Origin of the sequence: Brevibacillus sp. IT-7CA2, assembly GCF_949767855.1 — a bacterium.
In the GTDB taxonomy this organism is placed as follows: Bacteria; Bacillota; Bacilli; order Brevibacillales; family Brevibacillaceae; genus Brevibacillus.
Window position 1 is genome coordinate 325,367 of the sequence record NZ_CATKQT010000051.1, and the last position, 18,628, is coordinate 343,994.

Below are 18,628 nucleotides of genomic sequence, written 5' to 3' on the forward strand. Positions count from 1 at the left end.
TTCTCTCCACCGCAGCCACGATAAAAGGAAAAACCGCCACTCCCTGTCTAATCAGGAAGTGGCGGTTCATTGTTTGATAAGGTTAAGACGCTTCCGAAACAGTTACATTTGCCGGAGCAGTCTGAGATACTTTTTTATTCGTATGAACGAGCAAGATGTTCAAGATGACGGCCGTCAAAGAACCTGTCACGATACCATTTTGCAGCATCATTTTTGCCAAAGTAGGCAGTTGATCAAACATCGCCGGAACCGCAGCAGAACCTAGTCCAACAGCGATACTGCAAGCAGCGATCAACAGATTTTCGTTTTTGTTCAGATCAACCTGTGAAAGAATATTGATACCAGATGCAACTACCATCCCGAACATGGCGATCATCGCTCCACCCAATACTGCATTAGGAATAACCGTTGTCAGCGCAGCCAGCTTCGGCAGTAATCCGAGAACTACCAGGATTCCACCGGCACCAATCATCACGTCACGCGATTTAATGCCAGTCAAGGAAACCAGACCGACGTTTTGCGAAAAAGCCGTGTAAGGGAATGCGTTGAAAATGCCGCCCAGTACAATTGCAACTCCTTCCCCGCGCAATCCTTTGACTACATCTTGATCCGTTACTTTTGTATCGGTCACTTTACCGAGAGCAAAGTAAACGCCTGTGGACTCAGCCATGCTGATGATGTTGACGAGAATCATGGTAACAATGGCCACAATACTGAACTGTGGAGTACCGAAGTAAAACGGTTCAACCACGCTAAACCAAGAGGCTTCCGCTACACTCGCGAAGCTGACCATCCCCATCATGTAAGCTACAGCCGTACCGACAATCAAGCCGAGCAATACGGAAATCGCACGAATAAATCCGGTAAAGAAACGATTAATAAGCAAAATGATAACCAATGTTCCTAAAGCCAAAAGCAAATTGTGCGGTTGTCCAAAGTCCGGCATGCCTTGTCCGCCAGCCGCGTTGTTCATCGCAACGGGAATGAGCGACAGTCCAATGATCGTAACGACTGAACCTTGTACCACGGTTGGGAAAAAGCGCAGCAGCTTGCCGAACAGTGGAGCTGCCAAGACAACGAATATACCCGATATGATGATGGCACCGTAAGCGGTGGCTAAATTGCTCGTAGAAGCAATCGCGATAATCGGTCCTACTGCTGTAAACGTACAGCCTAGCACAACAGGAAGGCGAATCCCTGTATAACGAGTGCCAAGGACTTGCAAGAGCGTCGCGATTCCGCATGTGAAAAGGTCGGCAGCAATTAAATAAGCGATTTGCGTAGGAGTCAGATTCAAAGCACCACCGATAATCAACGGTACGACGACGGCTCCTGCATACATGGCAAGAATGTGCTGTAAGCCCAAAGTAACAATCTTATGTTTGGCTAGCATGAGTGAACCCTTACCTCCTATTAATATTTTGATTATACGTGTGCAGGTTCTTCTTCAATAAAGTGAATGCCTTCTGGTGACATCGATTCAATACGTGCCAATGATTCGATTCGTACGCCAGCTTGCTCCAAGAGACCGCGGCCTTCCTGGAAGCTTTTTTCAATAACAGCGCCAACCCCGACAAGATGAGCACCGGCATCTTTGACAATATTCGTAAGTCCCACCAGAGCAGCTCCCGTAGCCAAGAAGTCATCGACAATCAATACGCGGTCTTCTTTGGACAAATACTGACGGGAAACACTGATTTGATACGTTTCCTGACGGGTAAAGGAATGAACAGGAGCAGAGTATACTTCCTCTGTCAACGTGACAGCTTTTTTCTTTTTCGCGTAGATAAAGGGAACACCCAATGCAAAGGAAGTCGCCAAAGCAAAATGAATTCCACTTGCCTCAATCGTCACGACTTTTGTGATTTTTTCACCAGCGAACAGCTCGGCAAAACGCTGTCCGATCTTCATCGTCAATTGTGGATCTACCTGGTGGTTCAAAAACGCATCCACCTTCAAAACGGATGCCGACAGTACCTTGCCGTCCTGTACGATGCGCTCTTGTAATTCTTTCATCAATTCTTCCTCCTCGGATATGGTTCCGGCCACTTTTTTATGCCTGTGGCCTGCTGAAATATAGAAAGCCCAGAGCGGACAGTGTCACAAGCGGGCTACATAACAAACCAACGCCAAGTGAAACTGTCCCTCTGGGCTTTTATCCCTTAGGTGTGACACATCATTCGTGCCTGCGTCGCTCGGACCAGCTATCTTTCAACCCTATTATTGGAATAGGAAAGAAAGAGACGGAACCCTAGACGCACTTTCACTCGTAGTCAGGTAATTTACGGTCACCTGGTAGAAACGGTTGGGCCTTATCCCCAAAATTATACGAGCTACCTATCTATTTATTTCGAAGTGTAATAACGAGTATTGACCAAATCTATCATAACTCTCGCGTTATGAGCAAGCGTTAATTTTTGAAAGTAAAAGGAAGCGCTTACTTGCCCAAATAAAGGAAAGAGCCCTGATTTCTCAAGGGCTCACGTACTTATCTCTTCGGTTTTTTCTGCCGCATTTGAACATTGAGCTTCTTCCATTTATCCTTTTCGGCGGCTGCAAGCTTTGCATCTTCTTTACGTGCCAGATGTGCCAATTCGCGTTGAAGCTTCAGGTAACTGTCAAAGCGTGCTTTTTCCAATGATCCAGCTTGGATGGCAACTTGAACTGCACAGCCAGGCTCGCGCATATGCTTACAATCATTGAAACGGCATGTTTCCGCAATGGACTCGATATCGTCAAAGGCACCGCGGAAGCCTTCATCTGCCTCCCAGAGCTGCAGCTCCCTCATGCCCGGTGTATCGATCATCAGAGCACCACTCGGCAATCGGAACAGTTCGCGATGTGTCGTCGTATGGCGGCCACGGTCATCACCTTCACGCACGCCACTGACTTTTTGCATCTCCGCTCCGCTCAATTTATTGATCAACGTGGATTTGCCAACACCAGAGGAACCCATCAAGGCAATCGTCTGGCCCTCGCCCAGATAAGGTGCGAGCTGATCCAGTCCTTCTCCCTGCTCAGCACTGACTATGTGAACAGGCACTCCGATTGCGACTGATTCTATCTCTGCCATACATGCATCCAGATCGTCACACAAATCTGCTTTGGAAAGCACAATCACTGGATTGGCTCCACTTTCCCACGCAAGAATGAGATAGCGCTCTATCCTGCGCAGATTTAAATCATTATTTAAGGAATTCACGAGGAAAACGGTATCGACGTTAGCCGCCACAATCTGCTCTTCCACAGTATCCCCAGCTACTTTGCGGGAAAACTTGCTCTTACGTGGAAGAAGTCCGTGGATTGAGGCTTTCTTTTCCTCTGGACGAGCACTGATCACTACCCAGTCCCCGACAGCCGGAAAATCTTCTCGTCCGATGGCTTCATAACGAAGCTTACCCGTTACTTCGCCCAAGAGTTCGCCATGCTCACTCCACAGACGATAAATACGTTTATGTTCGAGTGTGATACGTCCCACACTGTAGCCTTGCTCGGCATAAGGGGCAAAATGATTAGCAAAATACTCATTCCAGCCCATTGATTGCAATACTTGTTGATTGGTTAGTTGATTCACTGCGGATTCCCCCTGCAATTGGTTAAATATACGGCTATCAGCCTGAACCAGTCACAGTCGAATCCTCATTTGGTGAACGGTATTACTGTTCGCTTGAAAGGAGGATTCCTGTGACCCCGACTACGACACTCTGAACAAATTTGATGACTACCATAAAACATCTCTCCTTTAGCAAACCTACCATTCAGGTTTGGAATCATATTTCCCAATTATTGTACCATAATGAAACAAAATGCAACAGCGTCAATCTCCCCCGCCGCCGCCTCCGCTATCTCCGCCACCACCACTGTCTCCACCACTACCGCTATCGCTTCCGCTGTCATAGCTATCCCAACGATCGCCTGAGTCGTGATTTCGATGATGATGATTGTGACTGCTGTCGACATAGAAGGCTCCGCCCCCGCTGTCTGAAGAGGAATGAGAGCGCCCACTTCCGCCTTTTGCAGCTTTGGACGCCAAGACAAATACTACGATCAAAAACATGATGACGATGACAATGAAGAACTCCATTGTTTGTCCCCGCCCTTCCTCTTTTTTGAAGTTGTTTACCTATTTAGTATAACATAGTATCGCTGGAACAGGCTGGGGGCGTGGAGGGTGATTCCTTTTCATCCGGCAAAATGTCCAGACACAGGTGCGATCGCCAAAATGTTATCCAACACAAACACACGATACGCCTTCCTCATATAACAGTATGCTTTCAAGCTCCCTTTGTTCTCATCGATATTCACCACACGGACCGTACGCCTGCTAGCCACTCCATCCTTCTTCAAATAGATGATCTCCACTGCTTGCTGCTGGGCTGCGTACCTTCTCAACTCCTGAATCATCAGGCTGTCACCACCACAAAATGTGTCTTCATGTTGTTGAGATCATCATACCAAAAGAGAACACGCGTTCGCAAGTTCTCCTTTACAAAAGAAAAAGAGACCCATAAACACATACGAGTCCCCATCCCAGAGATAGTGCGGAGTGCCGAAGAACTGACGTTTTCAAACGATTAGTCCAGATCTTCCGCCCAACTAACTAACTCTTCATCGTCAAAATCATATGGATTCTTGTAAATATTAGAGTAATAGTACTCTGCTTCTAGTACGTCTCTAATTTTATTGAACGTATGATTGGTTGCATCAAATCCATTACTGATTGGAGCAGTAAACGCGAGTGAACCATTATGAAATCCATCTAGAGAGCCTGAAAGTTCTTTTTTGACTATAGATTCAACTGCTTCTATCTTTTCTTTGATAGGCTGCTCTTTGTAAATTTGAATACAGAAATTTCCACCATGCTTTATTAATTCAAAATCTCCGTTGGGATGGAGTTTTATTGTATCTCCTTTCGCAAGGCCTAGAGCTAGCCCTGGAGATGCACATAATTTGAATTTTTGATCGCTTAGGTATTCTGCAGGAAGCTCTTCTAAAACTGCTCCCTGTGAACTTGTGCCAGCAAAAACCTTAATCAATGTTAATTTATCTTCCATACGATGCTCCACACCTATCTCTATTTTGAAGGTTTATTTTTTCTTGATTATACAAAAAAAGTCCAGGCTTCAGAAGATTGATGAAATCGTAGAGTGTGAAGATACACCACTCACGGTAGAGAAGGTGCTCGACGTGCATCCTGATTGCGCTTCGCCACCCAACGATTGCCTCAACCAAAAAGGCATGCGCCCTAAAAATGGACACATGCCGTATGCTTGTTACAACTCAGCGCTTTCTAAGCGCACGTCCGAACACAATCAAAATCGGTGCCAACAAGATGGCCGCCGCAACCAGCGAAGCGCGAATCGAAAAACGGGTCCCGATCCATCCGACAGCCGGACCACCTGCCGTTTGTCCCAAGGCATTGGACTGGCCCATCATCGACAAAACCGTCGCTCGCACACTGCTCTCAATGTTCAGATTCAGCCACGTATCATACAGCGGACTGCTTAATGACTGAATCACACCGATCAACAGCAATGCTACTAACGCCGAGCTAAAGCTAGGGGAAAAGGCAAAAGCAATCATCGCTGCAATTTTGAGTCCCGTCAACGTGAACATCCCCACAAGGACAACCCGCTCATTATTCACATCCAGCCTTTTTTCCACAACACCTACGACAATGAGGCCGAGTAAGCTAGCGAGTGCGGCAATGATCCCGAACCACATTGGCAACGAAATAGCAGCGAGCTCTGGAAAGCCAATTTCTCCGATCAAATGCGCTTCCCACAAACGGTCATACCCTTCAGAAGCTGCACCCGTAAATAGTGTCACGAACAAGATCAGCATGAGAATCGGCTGACTGCGAATCACTTTGGCACCCGAAGTCCACGTCTGAATCATTTCCTTCACGTGGGAAGCACCTTGCTCACGCTCACGAGGAATAAAACCGGTTTCCTTCATAAACAGAATCAGAAAGACACCAAGCCCCAAATACATGAGGCCGCCAATGAGGTAAGGCAAATTGGGAGCGAGTGTTGCCAATGCCACACTAAGTGCAATCCCGAGCAGATTCCCAAACAAAGAGTAGCGCTTGGCCTTCATGAAAGTCGTACCGATCTTCTCTTCTCCGACCTCATCCACAATCCATGCAGTATCCGCTCCACTGATAAACGTATACCCGAGACCACTGACGACTTGCGAAAACAGCACCAAGCCGAAGACAGAAACCAACGGTACCCAAGCATCAATCGCAGGAACGATCCCCTGCATCGCAAATCCGATTCCCAGCAAAAACATCCCGATAATGACGGAGCGACGGCGACTGTACGTATCCGCCACTACACCTGTTATCCCTTCAAACACCAACACGGATAACTCCAATACCGTCCCGATCAAAAGCAATTCAAACGGGTTAAAACCCAGTGTCACAATGTAATAAAGCGCATAGGTCGTGAACATGGTCGTATTGGCCAGGGAAATCAAAAAACTTTTAATCGTATATACTTTTGTCGCATTCATGAACATGGAAGCAGTATCCACCCTTTTTTAGGCAGATGACGCGTTCCGTTTTCACATACTGATTGTTACTCTACAATCCTCTACTGTGCAAAATGCGTACGCGTCATGCTGCCGTTCCTATTTTTCCTTCCTGTGTACTTGCTTGCTCTGAATAGTGTTTTTAACATGTGATATGCACCTCCGAAAGTAATTACAGCTATTATAGAATGATTTTAATTGCCATACAATGGAAAAAGCTGTGCAGCATGATTGGACACACTGCACAGCTAAATTATGAAGCACTTACGCTTTTTTTCTAAACAGACCAACGATGGAGATCAGCAACGCCAAACCAGAAAGTACCAATGGCAAGGTATTGTTGCCGCCTGCACTCGCCGCTTCCCCGGCAGGAGCGGTTGCCGGCTTTTGTTCTTGTCCATGCTCATGCCCTGCTTCGCCTACACCAGTCTTAATGGTAGTGACAGACGCTGGCGTTTTGGAATCCTTGTCCCCTGTCCATTCCACAACCTCGCCATTTGCATAGGTCTGATAAGCCTTCCAAGCCAATTGGCCCTCTTCTTTCGGGTTTGCCCCGACAAACGTGAACTCTTGGAACTCATGCGCCTTGATTCCACCTTCTGTTGCTGTCCACACAAGCGCTGTGTTCACACCGTCTTTATCTTTTTCGAACTCGTAGGTCCAGCCCGGAATCGGTTGTACGGAATTTACCTTCACATTTGCCGGGAATTCCAGCTTCACTTTTGTCGTGTTGACGTCTTTTTCTACTGGGACACGTACTGTGTATTTTTCATAGGAGCCTGTAGTAGCCTCTTTCGGATATACGTTCACATGTGCTTGTGCTGCTGTCGCCAACGTCAAAACTGCACCTGCTACCAGTACACTGCTCATCCATTTTTTCATTTTCATCGTATGAAATCCTCCCTAGTTTGAATCTGTTTGAATCACGGCCTGATTATTTGTCGTCGCAGTCGGGTAGTTGATTTGGCTCATCCAAAGTCCGGCCAGAACAGCGATAATCCCGAATACAATCTCCCAACGCAAGTAAGCTGACTGCAAGGAATTTTTCGTCCGCCAGCGTCTTGTTTGCCTAAAGGCTAGAAGAAGCATGAGGCAGACACTTGCTATTTTTCCGTATAACAGATAGCTCCATGCCGTTGTACTCTGAAAAATATTCATGACATCCGTCTGCACGCTGAGCATAACAACACCCGTCACGACAGCAAGCACTGCCGCCACAGCAACTGTCTGCAAAAAGAACCTCTTGAACGACTCCTGTCCTCTTTCAGCCACTTTGACTGTAAGTAGCAAGTAGACAAGTGCCCCTATCCACACGGCGACGGTCAATACATGCAACAGTCTCAGCAAAATGGACAGCCAGACAGGGGCAATGCCCCATGCATGACCACCAAAAGCTTGTGCGCTGATCAAAAGAATCCAGATTCCCACATACCAGCCAGACACCATATTGGGGATCGCGATTAATAACAGTAATACAAAGGACACCAGCAGCATAATCGCAAACGGAGACTGACTGAGCAAGTTCCCGTCCATCTGCCACAGTGCTTGCGTAAGTGATACAGCGGTTAACGATTCGTCATACAAGAACCACAAAAATATAAGTCCGATGATCGCCAAACTCCATCCAATTTGTCTGCCAATCCCGATGAGCTGGGCAAGTGAAGGCAAGCCATGACGCTGTGCTGCCCACGCTACCAGATACAAGCCGCCACCTACGAGAATAATTCCTTGCGCCAAATAGCGGTACATGATCAAGTAGCTTGAATCCGCTTTTTGCTCATTTGGTGGAACCACGACTGCACTTTTTTGTCCGATGGAAAACGTGAGCTTCTCTTCGATCGGATGTCCGTCCTCGGAAACGACAGATACGATAACCGAATACGTCCCTTCAGCCAAATCGGTTGGCAGTTTCGCATTAAGCTGCGAGGCATCACCCGGCTGCAATGTCGGCCGCTCTACTTTTATTTCCTTGCCATCCCAGTCAAATAGACGCACGTTAACTAGATCGGGCTCCAATGTTTCGGTAAACCGCGCAGATATTTGTCCTGGATTCGCCTTCAGTACCTCACCATCTTGCGGTGAGCTGCTCATCAAGCCAGCATGGGCGTAAGCAGTTGTCATACTCGTTGTCAGTACAAGTATGAAGGCGAGCAAAAACACAACCGCATAATGTCTGATGTTGTATGTCACCCTATCACCTGCTTCCTTATTTCGTCCTTAATCCTATCAAAATAGTACGAGAATCTATATGGCTCCATCGGGCTATCTGATGTGGCAAAGTGTTGAAAACAAAAAAAGGCATGAGCGGTAATCCTCTCCGATCTATGCCTTTTCAAACTGTATTAGGATGATCTTACAATGCTTTGTTCGAGAAATTCCAGGACGAGTTTGTTGAATACCTCTGGTTGATCCATCGGTGGGATATGGGCTGAGTCAGGCAAGATGACTTTTTGGGCGCCTGTAATCCGTTCGGTCAATACATCGGCGATCTGTAGAAAATCGGGATAATCCCGCGCTCCTGCAATAACGAGTGTCGGGGCTTTGATATTTTCCAAACGCTCGATTGGCGAGGGTGATAAAGTTTCCAATCCAACGCCAAACTCCGGCAGCGAAAAGGCGTGTCTGTTGATTTCTTTAAAGCGGTTTCGTGCTTCGCGAGCTTGCTCATTTACCGGCTGACCAGGACCGTCAAACCACATTTGTGCCGTCATTTCCAACGCTTCCTCTGTCGTGCCAGGCTGACATACTTGATTGAATCGTTCCACATCGTGCAACCTTTGTTCACTTCTTGGGTGACCAAACAAGCCGGATGCGACTAGAATCAAGCTGCTCACCATCTGCGGATAAGCAAGGGCGAACTCCTGCGCGACCATTCCCCCAAACGAAAGCCCAGCCACATGCGCTTTTTCGATACCTAGACCTAGCAGAACTGCTTTCACGTCGTCGTACAAGGTAAAAGGAACGTCAGTCGCCAGTGTTTTACCGAACCCACGGATATCAAAGCGAACGACCTTATACGTCTGTGCAAATGCTTGCAGCTGGGCATCCCATAGCCTTGTATCCAGATTGAAGCCGTGGATCAATAAGAGCGGTTCGCCTTCCCCTGCTACTTCATAGTAAATACTTGCGCCATTGGCTTCGAGAAAGCCTGTTTGAACAGCCTGCCTGTTTTCCATTTTTTCTCACCTCTCCCTCACTATCTCACCCCGAATTCTCACTTGTCTATGTATTTTTTGTTCCTTTTACCCAATGACGCCTGTACGTAAAATCTTGATCTCGACATCTACATCATATTTCGCCTTTTTCATGATTTCCCGACATTCATCTCTACTCAATTTCTTTTTCCCGCTCTTTTGACTGGCTATATTGTAGATTTCCCCAAAACCTACTGGGTCTACATCATGTTTTCTTAACTTTTCCAGTAAATGTTCCGTCTCTTTTTTAACCGCCAGTTCGATTGCTTTTTGTACCTTATTCAACTGCTCAGGCTTTGATAAATCGATTTTTTCAGCCATTTCCTGAATCTGCGCTGTCATCTTGACTTTCACAGAAAATCTTGGTTTCTCCAAATCCAGAACTTTCATTTGCTTTTTGCTTGAAATATGTTCAATGACAGTAAAAAAACGCTTTTTATCGAGGGAAATGTTTATTTCCAATTCTCCCTTATTGTAACGCTCCCGTAATATCTTGAGGAAAAATCCCTCCCTTGATGTAATCTCTGCCACCAATCGATCATCTCGAAACAGACCAATTTGATTAATATGCAATTCATTCTTTACTCTTTCGATATAAGGCATCACGGGATCTTTCCCGATTGCATAATAATCTTTCATGAACTCATGAAGTTTCGAGGAGATCATATTCTCTCCATCGACGTTCTGTCGTATGGCTTGATACAGGTAAATTCCAATGTTGCTGTTTTCGGGGTAACGATGTGTCAAAATATCATAAGCTCGTCCTTTGGCTACCGTTAAATAGACATTACTTCCTATGGAGGCATCACGTGTTAAGTTTTCCACAAGAGAAAGGATCCCTTTACGTGCTAACTCATCGTGATAGACCACGACGCGTATTTGACCTCCTACAATTTTTTTGGAAGATTCCCTGTTCTGTGAAACGGTAAGTCCTTTGCTTGTATGCGCTGTGCCAGAAATCACAGTGACTAACTCACGTGCCTCCGGGTCAATTTGATAAAATACCGTGGTACCTAACAGCTTTCCGTCTTTACTAAGATCGTACCCTACTGCAACCGCCAGTCCCAATTTTTCTAATACGTGCTGCTCCCCACAGCCGTTCAATAACACGACCACTACTAAGTAGTAAACAAGCAACCGTAACCTTTTCATGTCCGGACCGCCCCCTTCCGAAACAGCCGAATCACTACATAAAGCACGATGGGATAAATAAAAATGATATAGAAACCTACTCCACCGAAAATATCCGTGATGAGATTAATCGACTGGCGTGTTTCCAAAAAATTGCTAGCAAAAAACATGACACCAACAATCCCGATAAGGGCCATCCTCTCCTTGACCCCACTAATATGATGAACCCCCCGCATGGCTACCCACAAGTTCATCAGCAAATTATCCAGCATGATGAGCATCCACAGTGAGATAGACACAAACTCAAAACGCTCCAAAAACGGAAACTCTACAATTTTCATCATCATGAGCGTTGCCCATATAAGATGCTGAAGCTGTTCCCCTTGAAAGTACAAGAGTGTAACCAGCATGACTGCCACATACAAGAAGGTGGTCATAAACAGCCCACCATGTACATATCGCGGTAGCAATTCCTTTTCCTTCACAAACGGATAGATGAACAAAATAATCTCAAATCCGATGATGGAAAAAGACATCTTCTTCGCACCGTCCATAAGCTCTACAAGATCATGATGAAAGACTGGCTGCAATAAATGAAAATCGGCATATTGCATGGGGTAAAACAAGAGCAGTAACTGCCAAACCGTCAGCCCGACAGAAAAAAAGCTAATGCCAGCCAACACCCGAATGCCACCCGTCACTCCATAAATGGCCAGGCAAAGCAAGGAGGCATTTAATATCCAGGAAGGCACTTCTGGAAACATCCATGACTGAATGATCTCGATGTACCCTCTCAAGATCGTTAAGGCAGAGCCCATGATATATACGATAAAGATGAAATTAAGAACACGGGCAGGCCATTTTCCAAATACAGTTTGATGAATGTCATACAAATCCATGTCTTTGTATTTCGCTAAGATTTTTAGCATGAACCACGCTGCTATATGGGTCATAATGCCTGCTATTATGACCGAAATCCAGGCGTCTTGCTGCACCCTATCATAAATAAAGCGTTGGACGCCCGCTATGCCGATTCCAACCTGATTGCTATGGACCATAAATAGCGCAAGAGAGACGCTGATAGCCATATGGCTATTTCGACGAAAAGTGGACAGTGACATTCACATTCAACACCTAACTACTGAACTGGTCTTTTTTTCCGGACTTCATCAGGCGCACGGGTGTCGTCAGGAGAACGTGTCATAACCGGACGCTTGCCGAGAGAGTAAAAAGGAAACCGGATCAGACTGTTTTTAAAATCCTGCAAGCGAAAAGGAAAAAAGGGGAGAAAAAACGGACGTCCCAGACTTGATTGACGCAGGATGTGTATCAATAGAAAAGACGCGCCAAGCATAATACCAAAACCTCCCCAAATTCCAGCTAACAGGATAATCGGAAAGCGGAGGATACGTACTGCCGTACTCATCATGTAGGAAGGAAAAGTAAACGAAGCTAATGCACTGAGTGCCACGATCATGATCAAGATGTTACTGGTAAAACCCGCTGCGACGGCTGCCTGTCCAATTACGATACCGCCGACAATCCCTATTGTTTGCCCAACTTTGAAAGGAAGTCTTGCTCCAGCCTCACGCAAGAATTCAATAATCATCTCAAGCAGCAATGCTTCAAACAATGGGGGAAAAGGTACCTTGGAACGAGACTTTACGAGCGATACAAGGAGAGCAGATGGAATCATTTCATAGTGGAACGTAAGTGCAGCCACATAAGTAGCTGTAAAAAACAAAGAGACAAATAGGGCCGAGAAACGTAACAATCGAATAAAGGAAGCCATTTGCCACCGGATATAGAGATCTTCATTCGCCTTGAAAAAGTCAACGAAGGAACTGGGGCCGACGATAGCAAACGGGCTGCCCTCCACAAACACGACAACCTTTCCTTCCAACAGCGCTTCACTTACATGATCAGGCCGTTCTGTTAGGATTAACTGCGGAAAAATAGAGAACGTATTGTCATCAATCAGTTGAACCAATTTACCGCTGTCAATCACGCCGTCTATATCTAGATCGCTTATACGCTGAATGACGGTTTGAACATTTTCAGGAGCAGCCAGTTCCTCCATGTAACATATTTCCACATTCGTCCTGCTACGTTTCCCAATCGTAATGGATACGTTGGTAAGCAAATCAGTCGACAGATATCCCTGTAGGACCCCTAAGTTGGTTTCCAATGCTTCGGTAAAAGCAACCTGAGGACCGAAAATCTGGGTTTCGACCTGAGCCTCTCCCAAAGAACGACTCGGTATTCTTGCTACGTAGAGAAGAATCCCGCACGCCATTCCTTCTATTTGAAGGTAAATCCATCCCCTCACGAGATATTCGCTGACTTGGCTGTAATCCATGGTTTGGGTGACATGAGCAACAGGAGCATTCCCCAAAATCGTATCAGGAACGATCTGTTCGTCAGGTAACCTTTCGAAATAGGGAAGCAACACCTGCTGGAGAATTACCTTATCTACTAGATAGGGGATGTAGGCTAGCAACAAGCTATTGGTTCCACAAGAAAGGTTACGAAACACCATTCGCGGATTTCGCAGTTGATCCCATAATCTTTCTCGTGTCTCGCTAACGGATTCAGAAATCATGTTGGTTGTCATCTTATGTTTACCCCAATTTATGGTGTCCCCTTATTATTTTTCCAATGCCCTCGCTCTATTCCCCTTTCAAACCGAAGAGTACGCTCCCAGACAAAATGAAAACAAAAAAACCGAGACGGAAATACTCCATCTCGGTTCGTTCACCACTATTTATCTGCCGCTCTTCATCTCAGTCCAGTAGCGGTCGTATTGCTGCAAGGTTTCTCCTACATCCACCAGCCACTCCGCACGGGCAATGTCTGCTGTATCCAGGAAGACCATCTTGTTGGAACGATATTCTTCAGTGTGCAGTGGGTATGCTTTTTCGTTCGGGTTGCTGTAGCCGATAGACTCGTAGTTTTTCACACTGACCTCTGGGTCCATCAGGTAGTTGATGAACTTCTCAGCCATTTCCTTGTTCTTAGCGCCTTTTGGAATTGCCAGCGTATCTGCCCAGATCGTTGCGCCCTCTTTCGGAATGACGTACTCCACATCTGGATTTTGTGCGTGAATGAAAGCGGCGTCACCGGACCAAACCGTTCCAATCCATGCTTCCTCAGCAATCATCTTTTGCTTGATGTTATCTGTATCAAAGGCAACAACATTCGGTACTACCTTTTTCAAATCAGCAAAGGACTTTTGCAGTTCCTCTGTGTTCGTCGTGCTATTGGAGAAGCCATTCTTGATCAATGCCATTCCCATAACCTCACGTGGGTCGTTCAGCATGATGACACGGCCCTTGTAAGCTTCATTCCACAGATCGTTCCAGCTTGCCGGGGTTTCTTTTACATATTTCTTGTTGTAAGCGATCCCGGTAATTCCCCATGTATATACGAGTGAATATTTGTTTTCTTTGTCATAAGGTGGTGTCTTGAACGTAGACACGATATTGCCCATGTTCGGGATGTTGGCTTTGTTCAACTCTTCCAGGAGGCCCAGCTGAATCATAGTGCCTACCATGTAGTCGGAAGGTTGAATCAGGTCGTAGCCGGATGCACCCGCTTGAATTTTTGCCAGCATTTCTTCGTTGCTGCCGTATACATCATAGTTAACCTTGACGTTGAATTTTTGCTCAAAATCTTTGATGACGTCTGGGTCGAAGTTGTCTGCCCAGCTATAAATATTCAATACTTGTTGCTCTTGCTCAGATGACGATGAGCAGCCTACAGCAGTCACCGCAAGTACGGCGGTCAAAGCGCCGATCATCAAGGACTTGAAACGTTTCATTTTTTCCTCTCAACCTCCAAATCAGTTATGGGAGTGCTTTTATGAAAACTCCATGATGTATCTAAAAGATCGATTGATTATTTTTCGAGTCTTTGCGGCGGAAAATCTCTGCCACCACAACCAAGAGCACTGTACTCACGATCAAAAGTGTCGAGAGTGCATTTACTTCTGGCGAAACCCCTCGTTTGACCAACCCGTAAATGTAGAGTGGCAATGTGGTCGAATTCGGTCCAGCCACAAAGAACGAAATAATGAAATCGTCCAGCGACAGGGTAAATGCCATCAGGAAGCCTGCGATGATCCCTGGCATGATCAGAGGCAGCGTCACATAGCGCAATGTCCCCCATGGAGTTGCTCCCAAATCTTGAGACGCTTCTTCCAAATCTTTGCCCATATCAGCCAAACGGCCAGAGATAATGACCATCACATAAGGCATGCTAAACGTAACGTGAGCCAGGATCAGGGTCACTTTCCCCAGCTCCATCTGTACCTGGCTAAACAGCACGAGCAAAGCCAATCCCATCATGATCTCCGGGATGACGATCGGTAAGTACATCAGCCCATTGAAGATGGTGCTCCAACGAATCGAATAATGCTTGACCGCCAGAGCGGCAGCCGTACCCAAAACCGTTGCAATAACGCTGCTGATAACCCCAATCGTCAAACTGTTCATCAGCGCTTGCATGACCTGCCTGTTTTCAAACAAAGAAACGTACCACTTCCACGTAAAACCTGTCCACGTGGCATTGATTCGTGAATCATTGAACGAATAAAGGACAAGAATCAAAATTGGCAGATACAAAAAGACCAGCATCAGCCACGAGTATCCAGATAGTGCGTTTCGACGTAATGTTTTCATGCTGATCCCTCCTTTGTCTCGCTCGCTTTGGTAGCGCGGAAATAAAGAAGAATCAACAGCATGGACAATAGCATCAGCACGATGGACAAGGCAGAACCAAACGGCCAGTCACGCGCAGACAAAAATTGATTTTGAATGACGTTTCCGATCAGAGCCGATTTCGCTCCTCCCATGACATCCGGAACGACGAACATCCCGATGGAAGAAACAAATACAAGGATCGATCCAGTGACGACACCCGTCTTGGTCATCGGCAGAGTCACGTGCCAGAAAGCTTTCCAAGGCGTTGCGCCCAGATCATACGCTGCTTCCAGCTTACGACGATCCATCTGCTCCAGCGACACATAAATCGGCAGTACCATGAACGGCAAAAGTGTGTACACCATCCCGAGCAGGACAGAACCCGAATTGTACAGAAGCGGCAGCGGCTCCGAAATAATGCCCAGCGATTGCAGGAACGTATTGATTACACCTTGCGAACGCAGGATGATTACCCACGCATAGGAACGGACCAAGAAGTTGATCCAAAACGGAATCATCACGAGCAAAAGCCATATTTGCTGCGTCGATTTTTCCAGTCGTGAAATGTAATACGCTAACGGATAGCCGCACAAGATCGAAAATACAGTTGTTAAAACCGCTACGACCAGCGTATCCCAAAAAATTTGGCCATACAGCGGATCGAAAATACGGATGTAATTGTTCAGCGTAAGCTCATAGACAACTTGCCCGTACGTGCCTCTTTTGAGGAAAGACAGTATGGCGATCATAAGCATAGGCAGGACGAAAAGCGCACCCATCCACAAAAGGGCGGGAAGCGCGAGCAGTTTTACCGGCTTCTTGTTTAACAAGGAAGAATCACCTCGTCCGTCTGTGCCCAGCCAATGGCCACTTGATCTCCCACCTGCCAGTCCAGACCGTCACCTGCGTACTGGTGTGCCATTACGGTCATATCCTGCCCCTCGAGGCGGATAAATACCTTACGCAAATTGCCGAGGAACACAGCGTCAGCAATGGTGCCCAGCTTCTTGTGCTTGTCCTTATCGGAGTCAACCGGGTACAACTTGATCTTTTCTGGACGTACGGCTGCATTCGTTCCGTTTTCCCGGAAAATGTTGTTTTCCCCAATAAAGGTAGCCACAAACAAGGTTTGCGGGGAGTTGTAAATCTCTGCTGGAGAAGCAATTTGTTCAATTCGTCCCTTGTTCATAACCGCGATTCGATCGGACATTGCCATCGCTTCTTCTTGGTCATGGGTGACGTAAATGAACGTTATCCCTAAGTTTTTCTGCAAGTTTTTCAATTCGAGCTGCAAGCTTTTTCGCAATTGGTAGTCCAAAGCACCTAGAGGCTCGTCCAGAAGCAGAACGCGTGGGTTGTTAATAATCGCCCGTGCGATTGCTACGCGTTGCTGTTGTCCGCCAGACAGCTGCTTTGGCGTGCGCTTCCGCAATTCTGTCAGTTGGACGTACTGAAGTACTTCCTCCAAACGCTTTTGTTGTTCAGCTGCGTTCACTTTTTTCATTTTCAAACCAAACAGGATGTTTTGCTCCACGGTCATGTGTGGAAACAAAGCATATTGTTGGAACACCATGTTCATATCGCGCTGATACGGCGGCACAGCCTTAAGTGGCTTTTCATCCAGGAAAATTTCCCCAGTCGTTGGCTGCTCAAAGCCAGCAATCATTCGCAGCAGTGTCGTTTTCCCACAGCCGCTCGGGCCGAGTAACGTCAAAAACTCCCCTTCTTCAATGGAGAGAGAAAAAGAGGGGACGACGACAGTATCTGCAAATCTCTTTTCAATCGAATCCAGATGTATAATTTTTTTCATTCCGTCATCTCACCATATGTCATTATACTCACAATCTAGGTAACTATATCGTGTATGATACGATTTGTAAACAGTTTCACCAAGTCTGAAATGATTTTTTTGCGACCAGCAAGTAAGAGCGATTCCTCCACAAAAACAAACAGAGCCAATGAATAAACATTCGCTCTGTTGCGTATTCTTCTTATTTTCTCACACAGAGGTGGATTTCGGTTGAGGTGTGCGATTCTGTTTTTTCGATTTTGCCCCTAGGAAATTCGTCCCAATCACTCCGATAATAATCATCACCGCGCCAATAAGATGGTAGTATGCCAGTTGTTCCTGCAAAAAGATGACGCCTGCCACGATGGTAACCAATGTAGACAAATTGTTAAACACGCTGAGTTTGGATGCTTCCATCTTGGACAAGGCAAAGTTGGTCATAAAAGACGTCATGAGCGAGGACAGTATCCCCAAAAATACAATCGAGATGATAAACGCCGAGCTGGCGAAAGGGGCAAAATACGTCGACAAGGTCCCCTCTGCACTATGGCGAATGACTGACCAGCCGTTAAAAAACAAAAATCCGAGCAACGCCACCATATACGTCATGTCTATATAATGAAAGGACTTTGTCATTTTCCTCGCCAGAACACTATAGCCCGCCAAAGAAAACGCGGATAACAGGATGAGAATGGTACCGATACTGCTCCCTGAGCCTGAGCTTACGCTGAGCCCCTTCATTGCAAAAATGTACACGACACCTCCTACGGATAAAAGCGTGGACAGCTTTTGCAGCCACGTAGAAGACTCTCCCAAAAAGAATGCCGCCATGATCATAGTAAAAATCGGAACGGTTGCTTGAATAATCCCCGCTTCAGACGAAGTGGTATACACCAGTCCAAACGCCTGAAGGGTAAAGAACAGAATAGGGTACAGCATGGCGAGCGGTATAATCGTGAGCATGTCTTTTGGTTTGATGGACAGCTTGATCCACCCAAACACGATCGGTATGGATGCAGCGATAAATGCCACGGTAAAACGGTGCGCCAAAGTATCAACCGGATTGGTTACAGCGAGAGCCATTTTCAGAAACAAAAACGACAAGCCGGTAATCCCTGCATTCAGTAATGCCGCAAGAATCGCTTTTTGTTGGTCTTTCATCGTATGTATCTCTCCTACTGGGGACTTTTTACAGACGGCCGTCTTAGGTTAATAGTAATGGGGGATTAATCGTGCTACAATGCAAAAAAGGAGTAACTGTACCGATACAAATCCGGCTG

At 46.3% G+C, this 18,628-nt stretch carries 18 protein-coding genes and 1 riboswitch; all 18 genes read right to left on the minus strand.

Annotation, left to right across the window (positions count from 1 at the left end; translation table 11 throughout):
• Positions 1–82: 82 nt before the first annotated feature.
• Entirely contained in the window at positions 83–1,393 is a 1,311-nt protein-coding gene (locus ACM6JA_RS25055; RefSeq protein ID WP_007725043.1) for a nucleobase:cation symporter-2 family protein, read from the minus strand.
• A gap of 32 nt (positions 1,394–1,425) precedes the next feature.
• Positions 1,426–2,016 (minus strand): xanthine phosphoribosyltransferase, encoded by a 591-nt coding sequence (locus ACM6JA_RS25060; protein WP_414854565.1) that lies wholly within the window; start codon positions 2,014–2,016, stop codon positions 1,426–1,428.
• 234 nt (positions 2,017–2,250) lie between these two features.
• Positions 2,251–2,352, minus strand: a riboswitch (purine riboswitch).
• Positions 2,353–2,488: 136 nt separating this feature from the next.
• Positions 2,489–3,574, minus strand: coding sequence for a ribosome small subunit-dependent GTPase A (rsgA, locus tag ACM6JA_RS25065; protein WP_414854566.1), 1,086 nt, complete (start codon positions 3,572–3,574; stop codon positions 2,489–2,491).
• 243 nt (positions 3,575–3,817) lie between these two features.
• Complete coding sequence (locus ACM6JA_RS25070; RefSeq protein WP_414854567.1) at positions 3,818–4,084, minus strand: hypothetical protein; 267 nt, start codon at positions 4,082–4,084, stop codon at positions 3,818–3,820.
• A 98-nt stretch (positions 4,085–4,182) separates the two neighbouring features.
• Positions 4,183–4,404, minus strand: a complete 222-nt coding sequence (locus tag ACM6JA_RS25075) for a WYL domain-containing protein (protein ID WP_007725054.1) — start codon at positions 4,402–4,404, stop codon at positions 4,183–4,185.
• Positions 4,405–4,574: 170 nt separating this feature from the next.
• On the minus strand, positions 4,575–5,054 hold the full coding sequence (locus ACM6JA_RS25080) for a DUF4265 domain-containing protein (protein ID WP_414854568.1): 480 nt from the start codon (positions 5,052–5,054) through the stop codon (positions 4,575–4,577).
• A gap of 226 nt (positions 5,055–5,280) precedes the next feature.
• Positions 5,281–6,522: an MFS transporter gene (locus ACM6JA_RS25085; RefSeq protein ID WP_414854569.1), complete on the minus strand. Its 1,242-nt coding sequence runs from the start codon at positions 6,520–6,522 to the stop codon at positions 5,281–5,283.
• A 276-nt stretch (positions 6,523–6,798) separates the two neighbouring features.
• Positions 6,799–7,422, minus strand: a complete 624-nt coding sequence (locus ACM6JA_RS25090; RefSeq protein WP_414854570.1) for a YcnI family protein — start codon at positions 7,420–7,422, stop codon at positions 6,799–6,801.
• A gap of 15 nt (positions 7,423–7,437) precedes the next feature.
• Entirely contained in the window at positions 7,438–8,724 is a 1,287-nt protein-coding gene (locus ACM6JA_RS25095; protein ID WP_414854571.1) for a copper resistance protein CopC, read from the minus strand.
• A 152-nt stretch (positions 8,725–8,876) separates the two neighbouring features.
• Positions 8,877–9,710: an alpha/beta fold hydrolase gene (locus ACM6JA_RS25100; protein ID WP_414854572.1), complete on the minus strand. Its 834-nt coding sequence runs from the start codon at positions 9,708–9,710 to the stop codon at positions 8,877–8,879.
• Between the two features lie 66 nt (positions 9,711–9,776).
• A complete protein-coding gene (locus ACM6JA_RS25105) occupies positions 9,777–10,880 on the minus strand; it encodes a Ger(x)C family spore germination protein (RefSeq protein ID WP_414854573.1) in 1,104 nt (367 codons plus the stop codon).
• Entirely contained in the window at positions 10,877–11,980 is a 1,104-nt protein-coding gene (locus tag ACM6JA_RS25110) for a GerAB/ArcD/ProY family transporter (protein WP_414854574.1), read from the minus strand. Before ACM6JA_RS25110 ends, ACM6JA_RS25105 begins: the two co-directional genes overlap by 4 nt.
• 17 nt (positions 11,981–11,997) lie before the next feature.
• Positions 11,998–13,473 carry a spore germination protein gene (locus ACM6JA_RS25115; RefSeq protein WP_414854575.1) on the minus strand — a complete coding sequence of 492 codons (1,476 nt, stop codon included), beginning with the start codon at positions 13,471–13,473 and terminating at the stop codon, positions 11,998–12,000.
• A 150-nt stretch (positions 13,474–13,623) separates the two neighbouring features.
• Positions 13,624–14,679, minus strand: a complete 1,056-nt coding sequence (locus ACM6JA_RS25120; RefSeq protein WP_414854576.1) for an ABC transporter substrate-binding protein — start codon at positions 14,677–14,679, stop codon at positions 13,624–13,626.
• 61 nt (positions 14,680–14,740) lie between these two features.
• Positions 14,741–15,538, minus strand: a complete 798-nt coding sequence (locus ACM6JA_RS25125) for an ABC transporter permease (RefSeq protein WP_414854577.1) — start codon at positions 15,536–15,538, stop codon at positions 14,741–14,743.
• Positions 15,535–16,338 (minus strand): ABC transporter permease, encoded by an 804-nt coding sequence (locus ACM6JA_RS25130; protein WP_414854657.1) that lies wholly within the window; start codon positions 16,336–16,338, stop codon positions 15,535–15,537. Before ACM6JA_RS25130 ends, ACM6JA_RS25125 begins: the two co-directional genes overlap by 4 nt.
• A gap of 44 nt (positions 16,339–16,382) precedes the next feature.
• Positions 16,383–17,369 carry an ABC transporter ATP-binding protein gene (locus ACM6JA_RS25135; protein WP_007725079.1) on the minus strand — a complete coding sequence of 329 codons (987 nt, stop codon included), beginning with the start codon at positions 17,367–17,369 and terminating at the stop codon, positions 16,383–16,385.
• A gap of 189 nt (positions 17,370–17,558) precedes the next feature.
• Positions 17,559–18,509 (minus strand): DMT family transporter, encoded by a 951-nt coding sequence (locus ACM6JA_RS25140; RefSeq protein ID WP_414854578.1) that lies wholly within the window; start codon positions 18,507–18,509, stop codon positions 17,559–17,561.
• Positions 18,510–18,628 lie beyond the last annotated feature (119 nt).